Source organism: Micromonospora sp. IBSANI012, assembly GCF_052814045.1.
Window position 1 is genome coordinate 1,360,537 of sequence record NZ_CP199933.1, and the last position, 16,694, is coordinate 1,377,230.

Here is a 16,694-nt window from a genome sequence, read left to right on the forward strand (position 1 = left end):
CTGCTCATGGCGACCCGGCAAGCAGGACGTCGGCGGCCCCGGGCGTGTCCTGGACAGGGTCCTCCTCGGCGGAGTCCCGGGAGAACGCCAGACCGGCCGCCAGAATCAGCACGGCGACAGCGCACGGCCACAGATAGAAGTCGAAGAAGAAGATCTGCACCGCGATCCCCACGACCAGCATCCGGGCGACCAACGAGCTCGACCTGACCAGCAGGCTCACCAGTAGGGCGACGAAGGGCAGCAGGGTGAGCAGTCCCAGGTCGTACCAGAGGGTGAGGTAGCTGTTGTCGAAGGTCTGCGCCAGGTAGTCACCGATGCCCACCTGCTGGAAGAATCGGACGTGCGCCTCCGGCCCCAGACCGAACAGCACGGTGTCGTAGCTCTCCCGCAGGCCGGACCACGCCGCGTCGTAGCGGCTGTACCGTGCGGTGGCCGAACTCGACCCCGTCATGTTGGAGAGCCGGGAACGCACCATCTCGATCGCGCCCTGCACCGGGCCGGGACCGACCACGACGAGTGCCGAGCCGGCGGCGACGGCAGCCGCGACGAGGCCGACACCGCGTAGGGTCACCTTCCGCTCCTGGGCGAGGTACCAGACGACGGCGGCGCCGGCGATGCCGAACCACGCGCTACGTGAGCCGGACAGCAGCAGTCCCACCGCGCCGGCGGCGAACGGCACCTGCCAGAGGCGCCCGCGCAGGGCGATCGCGACGCACATCGACATCATGCAGTAGGTGCCGTAGACGATCGGGTGCCCGATCGTGCCCACCGATCTGCCCCCGCCCGCAGACGAGGTGAACGCGTTGCTGATCGCCAACTCGTCGAGGATCGGCCACGTCCCGGTGAGGCGCTGGTGGATCGCGAGCAGCGCCACCGGCACTCCGACCCAGGCGAACGCGCGGGCCAGTCCCTTCATCGCCTGCGGATCCCGGCGGGCCTCCTCCACCACGTGCCAGGCGATGACGGCGTAGCAGACGAACGGCGCGAGCGCGAAGACCAGGTCCTTCGGTCCCCGCCAGTGCGCCAGGGCGGCGAGGAAACCCGCAACCGGCACGGCGAACGCGGACATCCCGACGAACGTCAGCGGTGCGTCCGGGTCAAAGCGCTGGAGGCGCCCGAAAAGGGCGATGACCGTCGCCGCCAGCAGGACGACCCACACGGGTTTGGTGGGATAGCCCGGATCCGCGGTCACCGGCACGAGGAGCAGAACCGCGAACAGCGTGTGGTTCAGCCGGGACGGCGTCCAGACTCCCCAGACGAGCAGCGCGACCAGCCCCAGGATGCCCAGCAGAACGGGCTGCCAGCCCGCCAGCACGCCGACCGTGACCGCCAGCACGGCGGGCAGGCCGAACATCCGCACCGACCTGGTCACGGGTGCAGTTCTTCGAGGTAGGCGACGAACCGCCGCGCCGAGGAGGGGGCGGAGTTCAGGTCGCGCGCCCGCCGCCCCGCCGCCGACGTCAGCCGGTCGACGCTCTCGTCGTCCTCCGCCAGGCTCAGCAGGGTCCGCGTCAACGCCTCGACATCCGGTTCCACCAGCACTCCGCCGCCGTCGGCGAGGATCTCCGTGGTGGCCCCCGCACGGAAGCCGATCACCGGCGTCCCCGCCATGAGCGACTCCACGGTCACCCGACCGTAGGCCTCGTTGCGGGACAACATCAGGGTCGCGTCCGCTTCCGCGTAGAGCGCGTGGGGATCGTCGGTCCACTCGGACATCTCGACGAGGTGACCGACCCCGTGCTCCTCGGCGAGCGCCCGAAGTGCTCGCTGCGCGGCCAGGTCGCCGACCCCGGCCAGCTTCAGTGCCAGCGGGCGCCCCGCTCTGGCGCATCGCCCCAGCGCCTCGATGGCGTCCGCCTGCCCCTTCTCCGGCGTGTAGCGCCCGAGCAGGACGAGTCTCTCCAGCGTGGGCGAGCCACGGCGCCCGTCCGCCGTCGGATCCCCGGCCCGGGGCGCGACCGACGGCGGGATCACCCGCAGCTTGTCGCGGACGGCGGGGGCCGCGGTGAGCAGTTGACCGGCGACGTACTGCGAGATCGCGACGACGCCGTCCGCCAGGCCGGCGATGGTCCGCGCGATCGCCTTCCGGGGTACGGCCGACCGCAGGCTCGGGTTGGTGAGCAGGCTCTCCCTGATCGTCCAGACGTGCCGGATGCCAGCCAGCCGGGCGGCGATCGCGCCGGCCGGGACGACGGCCGAGTTGGTGACGACGAGGTCGGGTCTCGCCCGCCGCAGGTAGCGCAGGTACCGGGGAACCGAGACCGCCGCCTGACCGGAGCGGACCAGGCCGACCAGGGCCGTGTGGCGCCGTCCCATCCACAGCCTGGTCGGCAGGACCACCACCTCCGCGCCCGCTCGTACGAGTTCGGCCCGCAGTGGCCCCTCGGCCGGCATTGTGACGGTGACGCGGTGGCCACGGACCTCGACAGCCTCCCGCACCAGGGTGATCAGGGAACGCTCCGCGCCCATCAGGTCCGAGGAGTGGCTCACGAACAGGATGTGCACGCTAGAACCTTCCGGTGGGGCCGTGAACGCCCCGCAGACCGTCCCAGTATCCGGCCAGGACAGCGAGTGCGGCACGTCTGCGCTCCCGGCTGCCGTCGGCGAGCTGGAACACGGACCTCGCCACGTTCCGGTAGTGGATCGGCTCGCCGATCAGCAGCCGCCGCAGCGGACGCGGGTAGTGCTTCCGCACGTAGAGGATCTCGTTGCGGTGGTGGTAGTACCGGGCCCGGGGGCTCGATCCGCTGAGGCTGCCGCCCCGCTTGTGCCACACCTCGGAACCGCAGACGAACCCGATCCGGCCACCCGCGTCGCCGATCCGGCGGACGAGATCGAATTCCTCCTTGTAGTGGAAGAACCGCTCGTCGAACAGGCCGACCTCGATGACCCGGGCCAGACGCAGCAGGAGCGCGGCGCCGGTGACCATGTCCACCTCGTGGGCCCCTTCCGCGCAGCCTGCGCAGCGGACCGGACGGACCTTGCCCTTCGGCAGCATGGCGGCCACGACGTACGGTTCGACGTCCGGGTCGCCGGGGTCGGCGGAGGTGGTCTGCAACGACGTCGACACCTCGAAGCGGTCCGCGTGCCGCAGCAGGGTCGACAGGGCGTGCGGCCGGGGCACCGAGTCCGCGTTCAACAGCCACACCCAGTCGGCGCCGCGGGCCTGGGCTTCCCGGATGCCCGCGTTCATGCCGCCCGCGTAGCCCAGATTCCGGTCGAGCCGCAGCAGGGTGACGGGCCCGTCCAGCCGCTCGAGCTTCTCGACGGAGTCGTCGGTCGAACCGTTGTCGACGATGACGACGTCCGGCACGGTGCTGCCGCCGGCGACCGCCCGGAGGCAGCGGACGGTGTCGTCCGCGCAGTTCCAGTTGAGGATCACTGCAACGACTCTGTCAGGCAACGGTGCCAACCTCACTGTTCACGGGACTGGTCGCTGAAGTCGGCGCGAACCGCGGTCCGGACCACTTCCTGAGGGCAACGGCGGTGACCGAGCTGTGCAGCGCGAACAGCACGACGGAGAGGAGGGCGACGCCCACGGCGCCGAACTCGGCGGCGGTGAGCGAGTAGCCGACGATCGCGACCACGGCGGTACCGGCGGCGATCGCCGCGGTCGCGCGTTCGCCGCCGAGGTTGACCAGCCGGGCGCTGAGGATCTTGCCGACGGTCACCGCGATGCTGCGCGCCACCAGTACGAGGCCGAGCAGCAGTGCCGCCTCGTAGCCGCTGGTGATCACGCCGATTCCCGCCAGCCCGATCAGGACCAGCACCCCCATGCCGACGGCGAGGTACAAGGCCCGGCGTAGCACCTCGTTCAGCCGCTGGGCCGAGCCGTCCGCATGGTCGCCGAGGGTCCGCTGGGCCGCCACGACCGCGCCGGCCTGGGTGAACTCGATCGCCGCCACCGCCAGCGAGTACACGGCGAGCACGTCCGGTCCCTGATAGCGGGCCAGGGCAAGCTGGTCGAAGCGGTACGTGAAGACCTGGGCCACGGCGCCCGCGTGGGTGAGGCCCAGCCGGGCGACGCGTTCCTCGGGAGGCGATGCCCGTCGCGCCATGCGGGTCAGCGACAGCCCGTGCTTCGTCCACAGCGCCACCGCCATCAGCGCCTGGCACCCCAGCCAGGCCAGCAACCACAGTTGCGCGTCCTCGACGGAGGCGAGGATCAGCAGGACGTACAGCGCCGGCGCGGTGGCGGCGAACGCGGCGCGGTACCGGTAGACACTGAGGAACCGGCCCAGGGTGAGCCCGGCCGCGGCGGGAATGTTGCTCGCCGCGATGCACGCCGCGCCGGCGGCGGCGATGGCGGGGGTGGCCTCCTCCGAGTACCGCGCGAAGATCCAGGCCAGCGCCGCCGTCAGGGGCACGGTGGCCGTGTAGATGGCCAGGCTGCGCCGCCCGGCCGACTCGTCCAGCCACTGACGGCCCTGGGCCAGCAGGAACGTCTCCAACGACAATCCGCCGACCGCGACGCCGGTGGCGGCACTGGTCGTCGTCGCCACCAGCAGGCCGCGTTCGGTTGGCGGAAGCGCGACGCTGAGCAGGATGGCGATGCCGGACATCGCCAGGGCCGAGACGTACATCAGGGTTGCGCTGCCCGTCGCCCGCCGGACCGAACCACGCAGCTGCCGGGTCATGCCAGCAACCCCGCGACCGTGCCTCGGAGGACCGCGGTCGCCGCCTTCGGGCCGGCCACCACCAGCGCCTTGGCCGCGTAGAGGAGCCGGGCGAGGGCGGCCAGGGGAAGCCGTCTGCCGTAGTGCCTCCGGAAGAAGATCATGCAGCTGCGGCTGGCGTGGAAGTACGTGACGAGCGACTTGGCCTTCATGTCCCGGGTCGCGCCGGTCGCGCCGCCGCCGGAGTGCTCGACCGCGAGACCGTCGACGACCGTGACCGGGATGCCGAGGCGCGCGGAACGGACGGCGATGTCCGCCTCCTCGTAGAAGAGGAAGAAGTCCTCGGTGAAGCCACCCAACTTCTCGAACGCCTCGCGGGTGAGGAGGATCGAATGGCCGGCGACGTACGTCAGGGTGCGCGACGCCGCGGATCCCGCCGCCGGCTGGCCGCTACGGCCGGTCAGCAGGTCGAGCGCGCCCAGGTCGGGGTGGGTGCCGCCGTCGGCGCCGACGCTCGTCGTCGCACCGATCGCGCAGTCGCCCGCCCGGCGCACGTCCAGCGCCGACGCGAGGACGCCGCTGGTGATCCGGGTGTCCGGGTTGAGGACCCAGATCACGTCGGCGCCCATCTCGAGGAGCCAGCGCGCGCCGCGGTTGTTCCCCGCGGCGTAGCCGACGTTGCCGTGGCCGTGGATCACGCGGACCACCAGGCCGTGTCCGCGCGCGAACTCGGCGACCGCCTCGAGTTCCCGCTGTTGGTCACTGTTGTCGACGAGCGCGACGGCGACCCGGGGCTCCGCACCGGCGTGGTGGGCCACCAGCGAGCGGACGAGTCCGGCGCAGTCGTCCGCGGACAGGTAGTTGACGATAGCGATGCCGAGGGTGCTCATCGGGACGTCACCGTCGCTCCCCTACGCGACCGCATCTGCCACCCACGCCGAGAACGTCGCGGCGAAGGCCGCTTCGGAGAACCTCGCGGCATTCGCCTGGATGCGATCGGTTCGCAGTTCGCCGACGCGGGCCGCCAGGGCGGCGAAGCCGCGTGCCTCGGTGGACCCGACGAGGAAGCCCGTCTCGCCGTCGACCACCGTCTCCAGCAACCCGCCGCGGTCGATGCCGATGACCGGCGTACCGCAGGCCTGTGCCTCGACCGGGATGATGCCGAAGTCCTCGTGGACCGGGAAGAGCAGTGCCTTCGCGCCCCAGTAGAGCTGGCGCAGTCGTTCCTTGCTCGGCATGACCTCGAAGGTGACGGGGACGCTGACCCGCTCCGCGAGACGTCGGAGGTTGACCTCCTCGGGCCCGGAGCCGGCGATGACCACCGGGAGTCCGGCGGCCTCCGCGATCGCGATGATCAGGTCGAACCGCTTGTACGGAATCCACCGCCCGACGCCGAGCAGATAGTCCCTCGGCTGGGCCCGGTCCGCCGGGGGAGCGTCCGCGAAGAAGGGGACGTCCACCGGCGGGTTGACCACGACCGCGTCACGTCGCCAGTAGTGCCGGATCCGGGCCTGCACCTCACGCGAGTTCGCCGCGTAGCTGTGTACGTGTCGACTGAACCGGACGTCGACGGCCTGGAGCGCGCGGCGTGGCAGGGCGAGCAGCGGGCTCGACCCCCGGCCGTCGAAGGCGGGACTCCAGATGTACCGGGCCGGGGCATGGACGTAGCTCAGGTGCCGCGTCGTCTCGGGCGGCCCCAGTTTCACGGTGTGCGCGAAAGCGTGGCTGGACGAGATGACCACGTCGAACCGCTGACGGGTGAGGGTCCGCCAGGTCATCGGCATGAGGGGAAGGGCCATCGCCTTGCTGCGCCGGACCGGGGTCCGGGCGAGCCAGGACTCCCGCAGGTCCGGGTCCTCGACGCCGTGGTCCTTCCAGAGCACGAACCGCTCCGCGTGCGGGACGAGTTGGGTGATGTTCCGGAAGACCTTCTCCGAGCCGCCGGTCGCGCCGAACCACTCGTGGACGAGCGCGACGGACGAGCCGGACAGCGCGGGGAGCGCAGGGTGCTGCCCGGACAGGTGGCCGGCGGTCGTGCTCACCGGCTCTCGCCTCCGTCGGGGCGCCGCCCTGGCGCGTGCGGGATCCTGGGCGTGACACCCTCGCGTACCACGTGAACTCCCTGTCGTCCGAAATGCGGTGTGGGGTAGCAGCGGTCTGAGCCGGGACGGTGGAACCTCACCCGTCAGTTCTCGGCCTGCTGGTGGTCAGGGCTGGAGCGGCGCGACCGGCCGATGGGCGCAGTCGAACGACGTAGCGCCGGCTGGCGTGACATGGTGCGTCCTCCCCGTGACAGCCCTGGCGACGGACGTCGAGCCGGCGGGCGAACGCAGGATATGGGTTGGCCAGCGGTGCCGCCAGAGCCGGCGAGCCAACTCACGTCCTCCCGTCCGTAGGCCGCGACCTCCCGGCCTGCGGCCGGGAAATCGGCGGTGGGGGTCAACGACCACCACCGCGGAACACCTCCGCCACCGTGCGCAGCAGGATCTTGATGTCGAGCCAGAGCGACCAGTTCTCGATGAAGTAGTTGTCGAACCTCGTCCGATCGGAGATCGGCGTGTCTCCTCGAAGGCCGCTGACCTGTGCGAGACCGGTGAGCCCGACGGGTGCCCGGTGACGCATCGCGTAGTTGGGGTACTCGGCGGAGAACTTCTGCACGAAGTACGGCCGCTCCGGCCGCGGCCCCACCACGCTCATCTCCCCGCGCACGATGTTCCAGAGCTGGGGCAGCTCGTCCAGCGACGTCCGACGCATGAACCGTCCGACCGGACCGACCCGCCGGTCGTGCGCGATGGACCAGTTGGTCTGCGACTCGTGCTCGTCGACCGGTCGCATGGACCGGAACTTGACCACCTTGAACGGCCTGCCGTACCGGCCGATCCGCTCCTGGTAAAAGAAGATCCCCCGCCCGCCCTCGAGAAACGTCGCGATCGCGCAGAGCAGCAGCAGCGGACTCAACACGACCAGCGCCGCGGTGGCGAGGACCACGTCGGAGGCGCGCTTGATGGCCCACCGCGGACCGGACAGGGTCGTGTCACCGATCTGGACGATCGGGATCGCACCGACGTGGTCGGGGTAGCCGCCCTGGGAGCCGGACCCCCACAGCCGGGGGACCGCCCAGAGGTTGCAGGCCGCGCTCGCCGGGCGGAGCAGCGAGTCCATCAGGGACGCCTCCGGACAGTCCGGGTCGGCGATGACCAGGACGTCGCAGTCCAGCAACGGAATGAGCGCCTCGAGCTCGTCGAGCGTGCCTATCAGCGGAATGCCCCCGACCTGCTGCCGCGACGGAGCGTCGACACAGCCGACGAAGCGCAGGCCGTACTGGGGGTAGCGGCGCAGCAGCCGGGCCAGTTCCAGCCCGATCGGCCCACCACCGACGATGATGGCGTTGTGCTCCAGCCAACGCCGCCGGCGCGCGACGATGGTCAGCTTCCGGGTGAGCGCCCGGCCGATGATGACCAGCCCGGCCGACAGCGCGACGTCGTGCATGAAGCCGCTGACGTACGGCACCGAGTCGTGGCGTTCGGCCGCGATGATGGCCACCGCCGCGCCACAGGCGAGCAGGCGCCCGCAGAGGCTCGGCAGCTCGTCCAGGATGCTCAGGTGGCGGCGGGCCCGGTAGAGCCCGCCGAAGGCGAAGACGGTCACCGTGAGCACGCCGTTGGCCAGCGTCCCGCGCCAGTAGTTCTGGCTCAGCAGCAGCGGGGTGAGCAGTGCGGCGACGTCGACCGGGACCGTCAGCATCCAGGCCCGCAGCCAGCGGGTGCGCTTGGAGGCCCGGGAACTGGCGTACGGCAGCACCGCCGTGGTGTCCAGCCCGGCCCGCGGCGGGGCGGTGACCGCGGGCTCCGCGGCATTCCGGGCGGTGGGGGCGACCGGGCGCATCCCCTCGCCGCCGGCCTGCCCGGGCGGTGGTCCGGTCACCCGCCACGACGTGTCGTCGTGGCCCGGCCTGGTCGCAGCCGGATCTCTTGTGGCAGATTGCCCTGACATGGTCGATCCTCCCCCGTGACAGCCCACGGCACGCGTGACACGGGCCCCGGGCGCCCGCAGGATACGAGCGGGGCCACATCCGCCACCAGGACTGGCAAGGCGGAGCTGTCTCCTACTTTCCGGCGGCCACGATCTCGGAGACCGAGTCCCGGCGGACCGCGTCGAACATCTGCTTGGTCCTCGTGTTGTCCGGGAACACCACGCTCTCGCTGCCCACCTGGCCGGTTCCCTTCACCGGGCAGGTGTAGAACCCGAGGTTGCCGCTGCGCAGGTGGCGCATCTCCATCGCCAGGTCCACCAGCGACATCGACTTGTCGACCGCGACGGAGTTGGCCGTGGCCTTCACGAACGAGTTCAGCTTGGTGGGGCTGCTCAGCGTCCCACCCGAGGCCGCCTTGTCGAGGATCGCCTTGATGACCTGCTGCTGGTGCTTGATCCGGGTGAAGTCGCCGTTGGCGAACGCGTAGCGCTCGCGGGCGTAGTCCAGCGCGGCCGCCCCGTCCATCGTCTGCCGACCCGCGACGAACTCGCGCTTGCCGCCCGGGTTGAGCGAGTGGGTCGAGGTGAAAGCCTGCTCCACGTCGATCTCGATCCCGCCCAGGGCGTCGACGATCTCCTTGAAGCCGGCGAAGTCGACCATCGCCACGTGGTCGATGCGGACCCCGGTGAACTTCTCCACCGTCTGCACCATGAGCGGCACACCGCCCCACGCGTAGGCTGCGTTGATCTTGGCGTCGCGGCCGCCCCGGCCCTGGTCCGAGCGTGGGACGTGCGTCCAGGTGTCCCGCGGGATCGAGATGAGCTGGGCGCTCGACCGGTCCTTCGGCAGGTGGGCCAGGATGATGGTGTCGCTCCGGGAACCCCCGGTGTTCTCCGGGTCGCGCGAGTCGCTGCCCAGGATCATGATGTTCATCGCGCCCTTGGCGACCACCTGCGGCCGGGACTCCTCGGGCACCCCGGTGAACGCGTCGACCCGGTCGATGGAGGAGTTGACCGAGCGGTAGTACAACCCGCCCGCCAGGACACCCCCGCCGGCCAGCAGCGCCAGCACCAGCAGCACGATCAGGGCGATACGCCGGCCGCGACGGCGACGCGGAGCCGGAGCGGACGGCTGGCCCGTAGCGTCGACATCCTCTTCGGACGCGGGGAGGCGCGGTTCGGAGTCGGCGAGCTGCTGGCGATCTGACATGGTCGCGATGCTACTGATTCGCCCTTGCCTCCGGGGACCCTCGTCCGGACGGTCAGCCCCGGCCACCCGGACGGTGAATCCAAAACTTTCTTCGCCACTCTTCACCTTCACCTGGTACAACCTCGGCGTGGACGCAACGACGCTTCGCCGGGCCATCGCCCGCACCCGCCTCGCGCCGGTCGCCGCCTTCCCGAAGCGGCTCGGCCGCGTCGCCCGGCACGACGCCAGGGTCATCCGCACCTCCGCCCGCTGGCTGTTCACCTCCCGCGAGCACCACAACTACACCTACGAGCTGACCAAGCTGAGCCGCCAGCACCTGACCTGGTTCGTCAGCGTCGTCTGCGACACCCCCGTCAAGCAGGTCCGCGCGTACGTCGAGGAAATCGAGTCCGACGACACGCTGCGCGGCCACATCGAGCGGGCCACCGCCGGCGCCGCCCGCCGTGGCCTGGCCGACAAGCAGGTCCGGTACGCCCGGCGCGTCGGCTGGTACGCCATCGTCCGCGCCACCCGACCCGGCCACGTCGTCGAGACCGGCGTCGACAAGGGGCTGGGCAGCTGCGTGCTCGCCGCCGCCCTGCTGCGCAACGCCGCCGACGGGCACCCCGGGCGGCTCACCTCGCTGGACATCAACCCCGAGGCCGGCTACCTCGCCCGCACCGCACCCTGGTCCGACGTGGTCGATCTGGTCATCGGCGACTCCATCGCCTCCATCGCCGCGCTGGACCGGCCCGTCGACCTGTTCCTGCACGACAGCGACCACAGCCGGGCCCACGAGAAGCGCGAGTTCGAGGCGGTCGAGCCGAAGCTCGCCCCCGGCGCGATGCTGCTCACCGACAACGTCACCCACACCGACGTGCTCGCCGCTCACGCCGAACGCACCGGCCGGCGCTTCCTCGCCTACCGGGAGACCCCGCGCGACCACTGGTACCCCGGCGACGGCATCGGCGTGGCCTGGTGAAAGCTCGTCTGGTGAGGTGCGTGGCTTAGCTTTCGCTTAGCCGGCTTGTCGCCCGGCGTACCGGTCCGGCAACATCGACCGGCGTGACCGACGGCAGCGCTCCCAGCGACCCCGCCCCCCGCCCCGCCCGTACCCGTTGGCTGGCCGCCGGCGGTGTGGCGGCGCTCGCCACCGTGCTGGGGCTCAGCCTCGCCCTGCGCTCCGGCGCCGCACCCGCCTGCGCCGCACCCCGGGCGTTCGCCGCGCCGCCCGCCGGAGGCACCGTCCACAAGGGAAAAGCGACCTTCTACGACTCGAAAGGCGCGGGCGGCAACTGCTCCTACCCGTCCGCGCCGGCCAACCGCCGCTACGTCGCCCTCGGCCCGTCCGAGTACGCGGCCGGCGCCGCCTGCGGCGGCTTCCTCGACGTCACCGGCCCGCGCGGAACCGTCCGGGTGCTGGTCATGGACCAGTGCCCGGAGTGCGAACCCGGCCACCTCGACCTGTCCCGGGAGGCGTTCGCCGAGATCGCCGACCCGGTCCAGGGCATCGTCGGGATCAGCTACCACGCGGTGGTCGACCCGCCGCTGCCCGGCCCGCTGACCTTCCGGATCAAGGAGGGCGCCTCGCAGTGGTGGTTCGCCGTGCTCGTCGGCCAGCACGGCAACCCGCTGCGCTCGGTCGAGGTGCGGCAGGGCAGCTCCGGCGCCTGGCGCGACGCCGCGCGGCAGGACTACAACTACTGGCTGATCGAATCCGGCGCCGGCCCCGGGCCGTACGCCATCCGGGTCACCGACGTGTACGGCCACCGCGCCACCGCCACCGGCATTCGGATGGCGCCGGGCCAGGTGCAGCGCAGCACGGTCAGGATGTACGGCGGTGCCGCTCCCGCCAGGGCCACCACGCCAACGCGGTCGCCGTCGGCGCGCCCCAGCCGGTCGACCTCGGCATCCCCGTCGGTGTCGGCGTCTCCCGCCCTCGCGGCGGCCGCCTCTCCGCCGGCCGTGCTCGACGCGGCGGTGGCGCCGGTGCACCCCACCCGTGCGGCCGGTTGCGGCGGCTGACCGTCAGCCCGCCGGCTCGTCCAGGTCCCGCCACATGAGGATCTCGTCGCGGTCGTCGCCCGGCGCCACCCGCAGCGCGCCCGGCAGCCGCCCGATCTCCCGGTAGCCGAGCCGGGCGTAGAACTTCTCCAGGCCGAGCCCGCCCCGCACCGTCACGTGCAGCGCCCGCCAGCCCAGCTCCGGGGCACGGCGCGCCGCCTCCCGCATCAGGTCGAGGCCGTAGCCCCGGCCCTGGGTGTCCGGGTGGACCATCACCCGCTTGAGGATGCCCCAGTGCGTCTTCAGGTGGAACCGGTTGTCCGCGAAGATCAGCACCGCGACGAGGCGATCGCCCTCGTACCCGACGAGTAGCCGGTCCGGCCCGTCGGTGATGTCGCCGAGGGTCCGCTCGGCGACCGGACGGACCTCGGCGGCGCTGACCGGGGCGACGAAGCCGACCGCGCCGCCGGCGTTGGTGACGTCGACCCAGAGGTCGACGATCCGCTCGCGCAGGTCAGGGGTGAGATCGGGGTCGAGGACGAAGCGCAGACTCACGCCGGCAATCCTGACGAACAGGCGCGGCGTGAGCCCGCAATGGTGACGCGCCTGACAGTGCCGCCTGGTGCGGGAGAGGGGATTCGAACCCCCACGTCCTCTCGGACACGGGCTCCTAAGGCCCGCGCGGCTGCCGTTACGCCACTCCCGCCGACCCGCTGAGTCTAGAGCGTCGCGCCGAAACGGTGTGCAGTCCCGCTCGCCGGAGGATGTTCGACACCGTGCCATGGCTGACCACGCATTCGCCGCCGGACGACTCCCGGATGAGATCGGCCAGCTTTCGCGGGCCGAGTGCGGGGTTCGCGAGGGCGTACCGCACGACCGTCTCGTGGTGAGTGGACCGTGGTGCTGGTCCGGAAGCCTGTCGGGGTGTGGGAGTGACCGTGCCGGTGGTGGCGAGTCGTCGGCGAAGGCGCGGGAGGTGGTTGCGGTGACAGCCGATGCTTCTCGCCGCGTCGATCGGGCGGAGGACGCCGGCTTCCACCTGTCTGATCAGATCCGCCACGGCGTCCGGCGCGAGTGGTGCCGACAGCCGGGGTGGCCTCGCCGGAACGCCGGTGGGCGGCGGTGCGGGGCCCCGATTCCGGCCGGCGTAGGTGGCTGTCTGACTGTGGCAGTTCGGGCAGAGCAGCCGCAGATTCGGCGGGCGGTTGTCGAGGAAGTCGCCGTCGATGTGGTCGACGTGCAGGATCAGCGGGCGACCCCGCCACGTCGGCCCGATAGCGCACTCCTCGCACTCCTCGGGGACGCCGATGTCCCGTAGCGCCCACTTCAACCGGCTGCCAGGTGTGCGGCGGGCACCCTGCGGCAAGCGCACCAGCAGTTGCGAGGAGGTGGTCCGCCGTTCGCCCCGGCGACCCTTGTTGTGTGCGTTGCCCGTGAAGTGCGACGTGTCGACGCCGAACCGCTTCAACTGGCGGCTGATGTGCGCGTGCGACCCACCGCTGATGCGGACGCCGAGCAGCCGCATCACCCCGGCGATGGAGTGCGCGGCGGCGGCCGCCTCGGCGAGCGCCTCGGGCGTGTACCGGTATCGGACCACGCACGGACCGTAGCGGCCGGGTGTGACAGCCTCAGTCGAGGCCGAGGTCCCGCCGCAGCTTCGCCACGTGCCCGGTGGCCTTGACGTTGTAGAGCGCCCGCTCGATCTTCCCGTCCGGGTCGATGACGAACGTGGAGCGGATCACCCCGGTCACCGTCCGGCCGTACATCTGCTTCTCGCCGTACGCGCCGTACGCGGTGAGCACCGCCTTGTCGGCGTCGCCGACCAGCGGGAAGGTGATGGCGTCCCGCTCGCGGAACTTCGCCAGCTTCTCCGGCTTGTCCGGCGAGATGCCGACGACCTCGTAGCCGGCGGCCTGGAGCGAGGCGAGCGAGTCGCGGAAGTCGCAGGCCTGCTTGGTGCAGCCGGGGGTCATCGCGGCCGGGTAGGCGTACAGGATGACCCGGCGGCCGCGCAGGTCGGCCAGGGAGAGCGTCTCGCCGGTGTCGGTCGGCAGGGTGAAGTCGGGAGCGGGGTCGCCGGGGTTGAGGCGGTCGGGCGCGGTCATGGCAGCGACCTTACCGCCGTCCGGGACGGCGTCGGGCGACCCGCGCCGGCCGCGTCGTGATCAAGACCATGGCTTGTTGCCAAGTGTTGGCAACAACATGGTCTGCCAAATAGGCTGCGCGGTGTGGACACCCTGGCGATGCACATCTCGAACGGGATCATCAACGGTCCCGTGGCGGGGATCTTCGCGGCTGTAGCGCTCGCCGCGCTGACCTTCTGCGTGCTGCGCGGCCGGCGCGACCTGGACGACCGGCTGGCCCCGATGGCCGGCCTGGTCGCCGCCTTCATCTTCGCCGTGCAGATGCTCAACTTCCCGATCTTCACCGCCGGGGTGAGCGGCCACCTGCTCGGTGGCGCGCTCGCCGCGCTGCTGGTCGGCCCCTGGGTGGGCGCGCTCTGCGTGGCGGTGGTGCTGGTCGTGCAGGCGCTGGTCTTCGGTGACGGTGGCGTCGCGATGCTCGGCCTGAACATCACCAACATGGCGATCCTCGGCACCGCCGCGGCGTACCTGCTGATCGCCGGGCTGCTGCGGGTGCTGCCCCGCACGCCGGCCGGGCTCGGGGTGACCGCGTTCGTCTCCGCGCTGCTCAGCGTGGTGGTGGCGGCCCAGGGCTTCGTCCTCCAGTACTGGCTGGGCGGCACCACCGACCTGGGCGGCAACATCACCGGCCTGGCCGGCACGATGGCCGGCGTCCACCTGCTGATCGGCATCGGCGAGGGCCTGATCACCGCGACCACCGTGGTCACCGTCGCCAAGGTCCGGCCCGATCTGGTGTACGCGCTGCGCGCCCTGAAGCCGGCGACGCCGGCGCCCGTCCCGGCCGTCGGAGGTGTCCGGTGAGGAAGCGTTCCTGGGGTTTCGTGGCCGTCGGCCTGCTGGTGGCGCTGCTGCTCGCCGGCGTGGTCAGCAACTACGCCTCGGCGCACCCGGACGGGCTGGACTCGTCCCTGCTCAAGGGCTGCACGGTCGACGCCGACGGCGAGATCACCGGTGGCTCCTGCCCGGCCCAGCAGGCGAAGGACCACGAGTTGGCCGACAGCCCGCTGGCCGACTACGGCATCCGGGGAGTGGACAACGGTTTCCTCTCCACCGGCCTGTCCGGGGTGCTCGGCGTGCTGCTCACCTTCGCTATCGGCGGTGGCGTCTTCTGGCTGCTGCGTCGGCGCGGCCCGGCCCGCCCCGACGACGCCGACGACGCCCCGCGCGAGGACCGGCAGCCGGCCGGCACCGCCGGCTGAGCAGGGGTACGCGGATGGGCGCGGGACACGCGCACGTGCTCTACCGGGACGCGGCGTCACCGGTGCACCGGCTGGCCCCCGAGGTCAAGATCGCGGCGATGGTGCTCTTCACGCTCGCCGTGGTGGCCACCCCGCGCGAGGCGTTCTGGGCCTTCGGCGGGTACGCCCTGCTGGTCACCGGGGTCGCCGTGCTGGCCCGGGTCGGGCTGCGCTGGCTGCTGCTGCGCGCCACGGTCGAGCTGCCGTTCGTGCTGTTCGCCTTCGTGCTGCCGTTCCTGGGCGCGGGGGAGCGGGTGCAGCTCGTCGGGCTCAGCCTCTCCGTCGACGGCCTCTACGGCGGCTGGAACATCCTCGCCAAGGGCACCCTGGGCGTACTCGCGTCGCTCCTGCTGGCCGGGACCACGACGACCCGTGACCTGATCCTCGGCCTGGACCGGCTGCGCTGCCCGCAGATCCTCACCCAGATCGCCACGTTCATGCTGCGCTACCTGGACGTGCTGGTCGGCGAGGCCCGCCGGATGCGGGTGGCCCGGGTGTCCCGGGGTGACGACCCGCGCTTCCTGTGGCAGCTGCGCGGCTACGCCGCCGGGGTGGGGGCGCTGTTCCTGCGCGCCTTCGAGCGCGGCGAGCGGGTCTACCTGGCGATGGTGTCGCGGGGCTACTCCGGGCGGATGCCGGCGGTCTGGCAGGGCGCGGGCGCGGCGAGCGCCGGGCAGTGGCTGGCCGCGGCGACCGTGCCGCTGGCGGCCGTCTTCATCGCCGCCACCGCCGTCGTCCTGACATGATCGGGTACGTGCAGACCGCTGTCTCCCTGGACGTCCGCGGCGTCCGGTACGCGTACCCGGACGGTCACCTCGCCCTGGCCGGGGTGGACCTGAGGGTGCCGCGCGGCGAGCGGGTGGCGCTGCTCGGCCCGAACGGCGCCGGCAAGACCACCCTGGTGCTGCACCTCAACGGCATCCTCACCCCGACCGAGGGGACGGTCAGCGTCGGCGGGCTCACGGTCAGCCGGGACCGGGCCGAGCTGGCCGAGGTCCGGCGCCGGGTGGGCATCGTCTTCCAGGACCCGGACGACCAGCTCTTCCTGCCCACGGTGGCCGAGGACGTGGCGTTCGGCCCGGCGAACCTGGGGCTGCGCGGGGCGGAGCTGGCCGAGCGGGTGGACGAGGCGCTGGCGGCGGTGAAGATGAGCGAGCACCGCGACCGGGCCCCGCACCACCTCTCCTTCGGCCAGCGGCGTCGGGTGGCGGTGGCCACTGTGCTGGCCATGCGCCCGGAGATCCTGGTGCTCGACGAGCCCTCGTCCAACCTCGACCCGGCCGCCCGGCGGGAGCTGGCCGAGATCCTGCGCGGCCTGCCGGTGACCCTGCTGATGGTGACCCACGACCTGCCGTACGCGGCGGAGCTCTGCGAGCGCGCGTTCATCCTGGACGCGGGCCGCATCGTCGCCGACGCCCCCACCCCGGAGATCCTCGGCGACGCCGACCTCCTGGCCCGGCACCGCCTCGAACTGCCCTACGGCTTCACCCCGCACTCCCTGCCCCGCCCCTGACGCCCCCCCGCCCCGATT

Annotated in this window: 17 protein-coding genes and 1 tRNA gene; 6 read left to right on the top strand and 12 right to left on the bottom strand. The window is 71.9% G+C overall.

Translation table 11 applies throughout. From position 1 onward, the window contains the following. Positions 1–4: 4 nt before the first annotated feature. The 8 genes from ACTWM8_RS06425 to ACTWM8_RS06460 all read right to left on the bottom strand — a co-directional run bounded on the left by ACTWM8_RS06425 (position 5) and on the right by ACTWM8_RS06460 (position 9,798). The gene (locus ACTWM8_RS06425; protein WP_446213006.1) at positions 5–1,372 is read right to left on the bottom strand and encodes an O-antigen ligase family protein; all 1,368 of its coding nucleotides are present in this window, start codon (positions 1,370–1,372) and stop codon (positions 5–7) included. After that, a complete protein-coding gene (locus ACTWM8_RS06430) occupies positions 1,369–2,505 on the bottom strand; it encodes a glycosyltransferase family 4 protein (RefSeq protein ID WP_446213007.1) in 1,137 nt (378 codons plus the stop codon). The genes ACTWM8_RS06425 and ACTWM8_RS06430 overlap by 4 nt, the downstream gene beginning before the upstream one ends. A 1-nt stretch (position 2,506) precedes the next feature. Then, entirely contained in the window at positions 2,507–3,382 is an 876-nt protein-coding gene (locus ACTWM8_RS06435) for a glycosyltransferase family 2 protein (RefSeq protein WP_446213008.1), read from the bottom strand. A gap of 13 nt (positions 3,383–3,395) precedes the next feature. After that, positions 3,396–4,637 carry a hypothetical protein gene (locus ACTWM8_RS06440; RefSeq protein WP_446213009.1) on the bottom strand — a complete coding sequence of 414 codons (1,242 nt, stop codon included), beginning with the start codon at positions 4,635–4,637 and terminating at the stop codon, positions 3,396–3,398. Then, positions 4,634–5,506 (bottom strand): glycosyltransferase family 2 protein, encoded by an 873-nt coding sequence (locus ACTWM8_RS06445; RefSeq protein WP_446213010.1) that lies wholly within the window; start codon positions 5,504–5,506, stop codon positions 4,634–4,636. Before ACTWM8_RS06445 ends, ACTWM8_RS06440 begins: the two co-directional genes overlap by 4 nt. 21 nt (positions 5,507–5,527) lie before the next feature. Beyond that, complete coding sequence (locus ACTWM8_RS06450) at positions 5,528–6,658, bottom strand: glycosyltransferase (RefSeq protein WP_446213011.1); 1,131 nt, start codon at positions 6,656–6,658, stop codon at positions 5,528–5,530. Between the two features lie 397 nt (positions 6,659–7,055). After that, positions 7,056–8,540, bottom strand: a complete 1,485-nt coding sequence (locus ACTWM8_RS06455) for a sugar transferase (protein WP_446213012.1) — start codon at positions 8,538–8,540, stop codon at positions 7,056–7,058. 181 nt (positions 8,541–8,721) lie between these two features. Further along, positions 8,722–9,798 (bottom strand): LCP family protein, encoded by a 1,077-nt coding sequence (locus ACTWM8_RS06460; RefSeq protein ID WP_446213013.1) that lies wholly within the window; start codon positions 9,796–9,798, stop codon positions 8,722–8,724. A gap of 127 nt (positions 9,799–9,925) precedes the next feature. Between ACTWM8_RS06460 and ACTWM8_RS06465 the strand changes: the two genes are divergently transcribed. Continuing rightward, positions 9,926–10,759, top strand: a complete 834-nt coding sequence (locus ACTWM8_RS06465; RefSeq protein ID WP_446213014.1) for a class I SAM-dependent methyltransferase — start codon at positions 9,926–9,928, stop codon at positions 10,757–10,759. A gap of 83 nt (positions 10,760–10,842) precedes the next feature. Continuing rightward, a complete protein-coding gene (locus tag ACTWM8_RS06470; RefSeq protein WP_446213015.1) occupies positions 10,843–11,802 on the top strand; it encodes an expansin EXLX1 family cellulose-binding protein in 960 nt (319 codons plus the stop codon). Between the two features lie 3 nt (positions 11,803–11,805). Here ACTWM8_RS06470 and ACTWM8_RS06475 read toward each other — a convergent pair whose 3' ends face one another. From ACTWM8_RS06475 to bcp, 4 genes are all read right to left on the bottom strand, one after another. After that, positions 11,806–12,336 carry an N-acetyltransferase family protein gene (locus ACTWM8_RS06475; RefSeq protein ID WP_446213016.1) on the bottom strand — a complete coding sequence of 177 codons (531 nt, stop codon included), beginning with the start codon at positions 12,334–12,336 and terminating at the stop codon, positions 11,806–11,808. 65 nt (positions 12,337–12,401) lie between these two features. After that, positions 12,402–12,487: transfer RNA gene (locus ACTWM8_RS06480), tRNA-Leu, on the bottom strand. After that, entirely contained in the window at positions 12,473–13,378 is a 906-nt protein-coding gene (locus ACTWM8_RS06485; protein ID WP_446213017.1) for a hypothetical protein, read from the bottom strand. The genes ACTWM8_RS06480 and ACTWM8_RS06485 overlap by 15 nt, the downstream gene beginning before the upstream one ends. A gap of 31 nt (positions 13,379–13,409) precedes the next feature. After that, a complete protein-coding gene (gene bcp / locus ACTWM8_RS06490) occupies positions 13,410–13,886 on the bottom strand; it encodes a thioredoxin-dependent thiol peroxidase (RefSeq protein WP_179803413.1) in 477 nt (158 codons plus the stop codon). Between the two features lie 123 nt (positions 13,887–14,009). On the opposite strand from bcp, the gene ACTWM8_RS06495 reads away from it, so the two are divergent. The 4 genes from ACTWM8_RS06495 to ACTWM8_RS06510 are packed head-to-tail and all read left to right on the top strand — an operon-like array spanning position 14,010 to position 16,676. Next, positions 14,010–14,726 carry an energy-coupling factor ABC transporter permease gene (locus ACTWM8_RS06495; protein ID WP_446213018.1) on the top strand — a complete coding sequence of 239 codons (717 nt, stop codon included), beginning with the start codon at positions 14,010–14,012 and terminating at the stop codon, positions 14,724–14,726. Then, positions 14,723–15,124 carry a PDGLE domain-containing protein gene (locus tag ACTWM8_RS06500; RefSeq protein ID WP_446213019.1) on the top strand — a complete coding sequence of 134 codons (402 nt, stop codon included), beginning with the start codon at positions 14,723–14,725 and terminating at the stop codon, positions 15,122–15,124. The genes ACTWM8_RS06495 and ACTWM8_RS06500 overlap by 4 nt, the downstream gene beginning before the upstream one ends. A gap of 14 nt (positions 15,125–15,138) precedes the next feature. After that, positions 15,139–15,909 (top strand): cobalt ECF transporter T component CbiQ, encoded by a 771-nt coding sequence (cbiQ, locus tag ACTWM8_RS06505; protein WP_446213020.1) that lies wholly within the window; start codon positions 15,139–15,141, stop codon positions 15,907–15,909. Further along, complete coding sequence (locus ACTWM8_RS06510) at positions 15,906–16,676, top strand: energy-coupling factor ABC transporter ATP-binding protein (RefSeq protein ID WP_446213021.1); 771 nt, start codon at positions 15,906–15,908, stop codon at positions 16,674–16,676. The genes cbiQ and ACTWM8_RS06510 overlap by 4 nt, the downstream gene beginning before the upstream one ends. The last annotated feature ends 18 nt before the right edge of the window (positions 16,677–16,694 follow it).

Coding starts and splice junctions, on each gene's coding strand:
- ACTWM8_RS06510 (WP_446213021.1), top strand. CDS start 15,906: ATGATCGGGTACGTGCAGACCGCTGTCTCCCTGGACGTCCGCGGCGTC.
- ACTWM8_RS06460 (WP_446213013.1), bottom strand. CDS start 9,798: ATGTCAGATCGCCAGCAGCTCGCCGACTCCGAACCGCGCCTCCCCGCG.
- ACTWM8_RS06445 (WP_446213010.1), bottom strand. CDS start 5,506: ATGAGCACCCTCGGCATCGCTATCGTCAACTACCTGTCCGCGGACGAC.
- ACTWM8_RS06440 (WP_446213009.1), bottom strand. CDS start 4,637: ATGACCCGGCAGCTGCGTGGTTCGGTCCGGCGGGCGACGGGCAGCGCA.
- bcp (WP_179803413.1), bottom strand. CDS start 13,886: ATGACCGCGCCCGACCGCCTCAACCCCGGCGACCCCGCTCCCGACTTC.
- cbiQ (WP_446213020.1), top strand. CDS start 15,139: ATGGGCGCGGGACACGCGCACGTGCTCTACCGGGACGCGGCGTCACCG.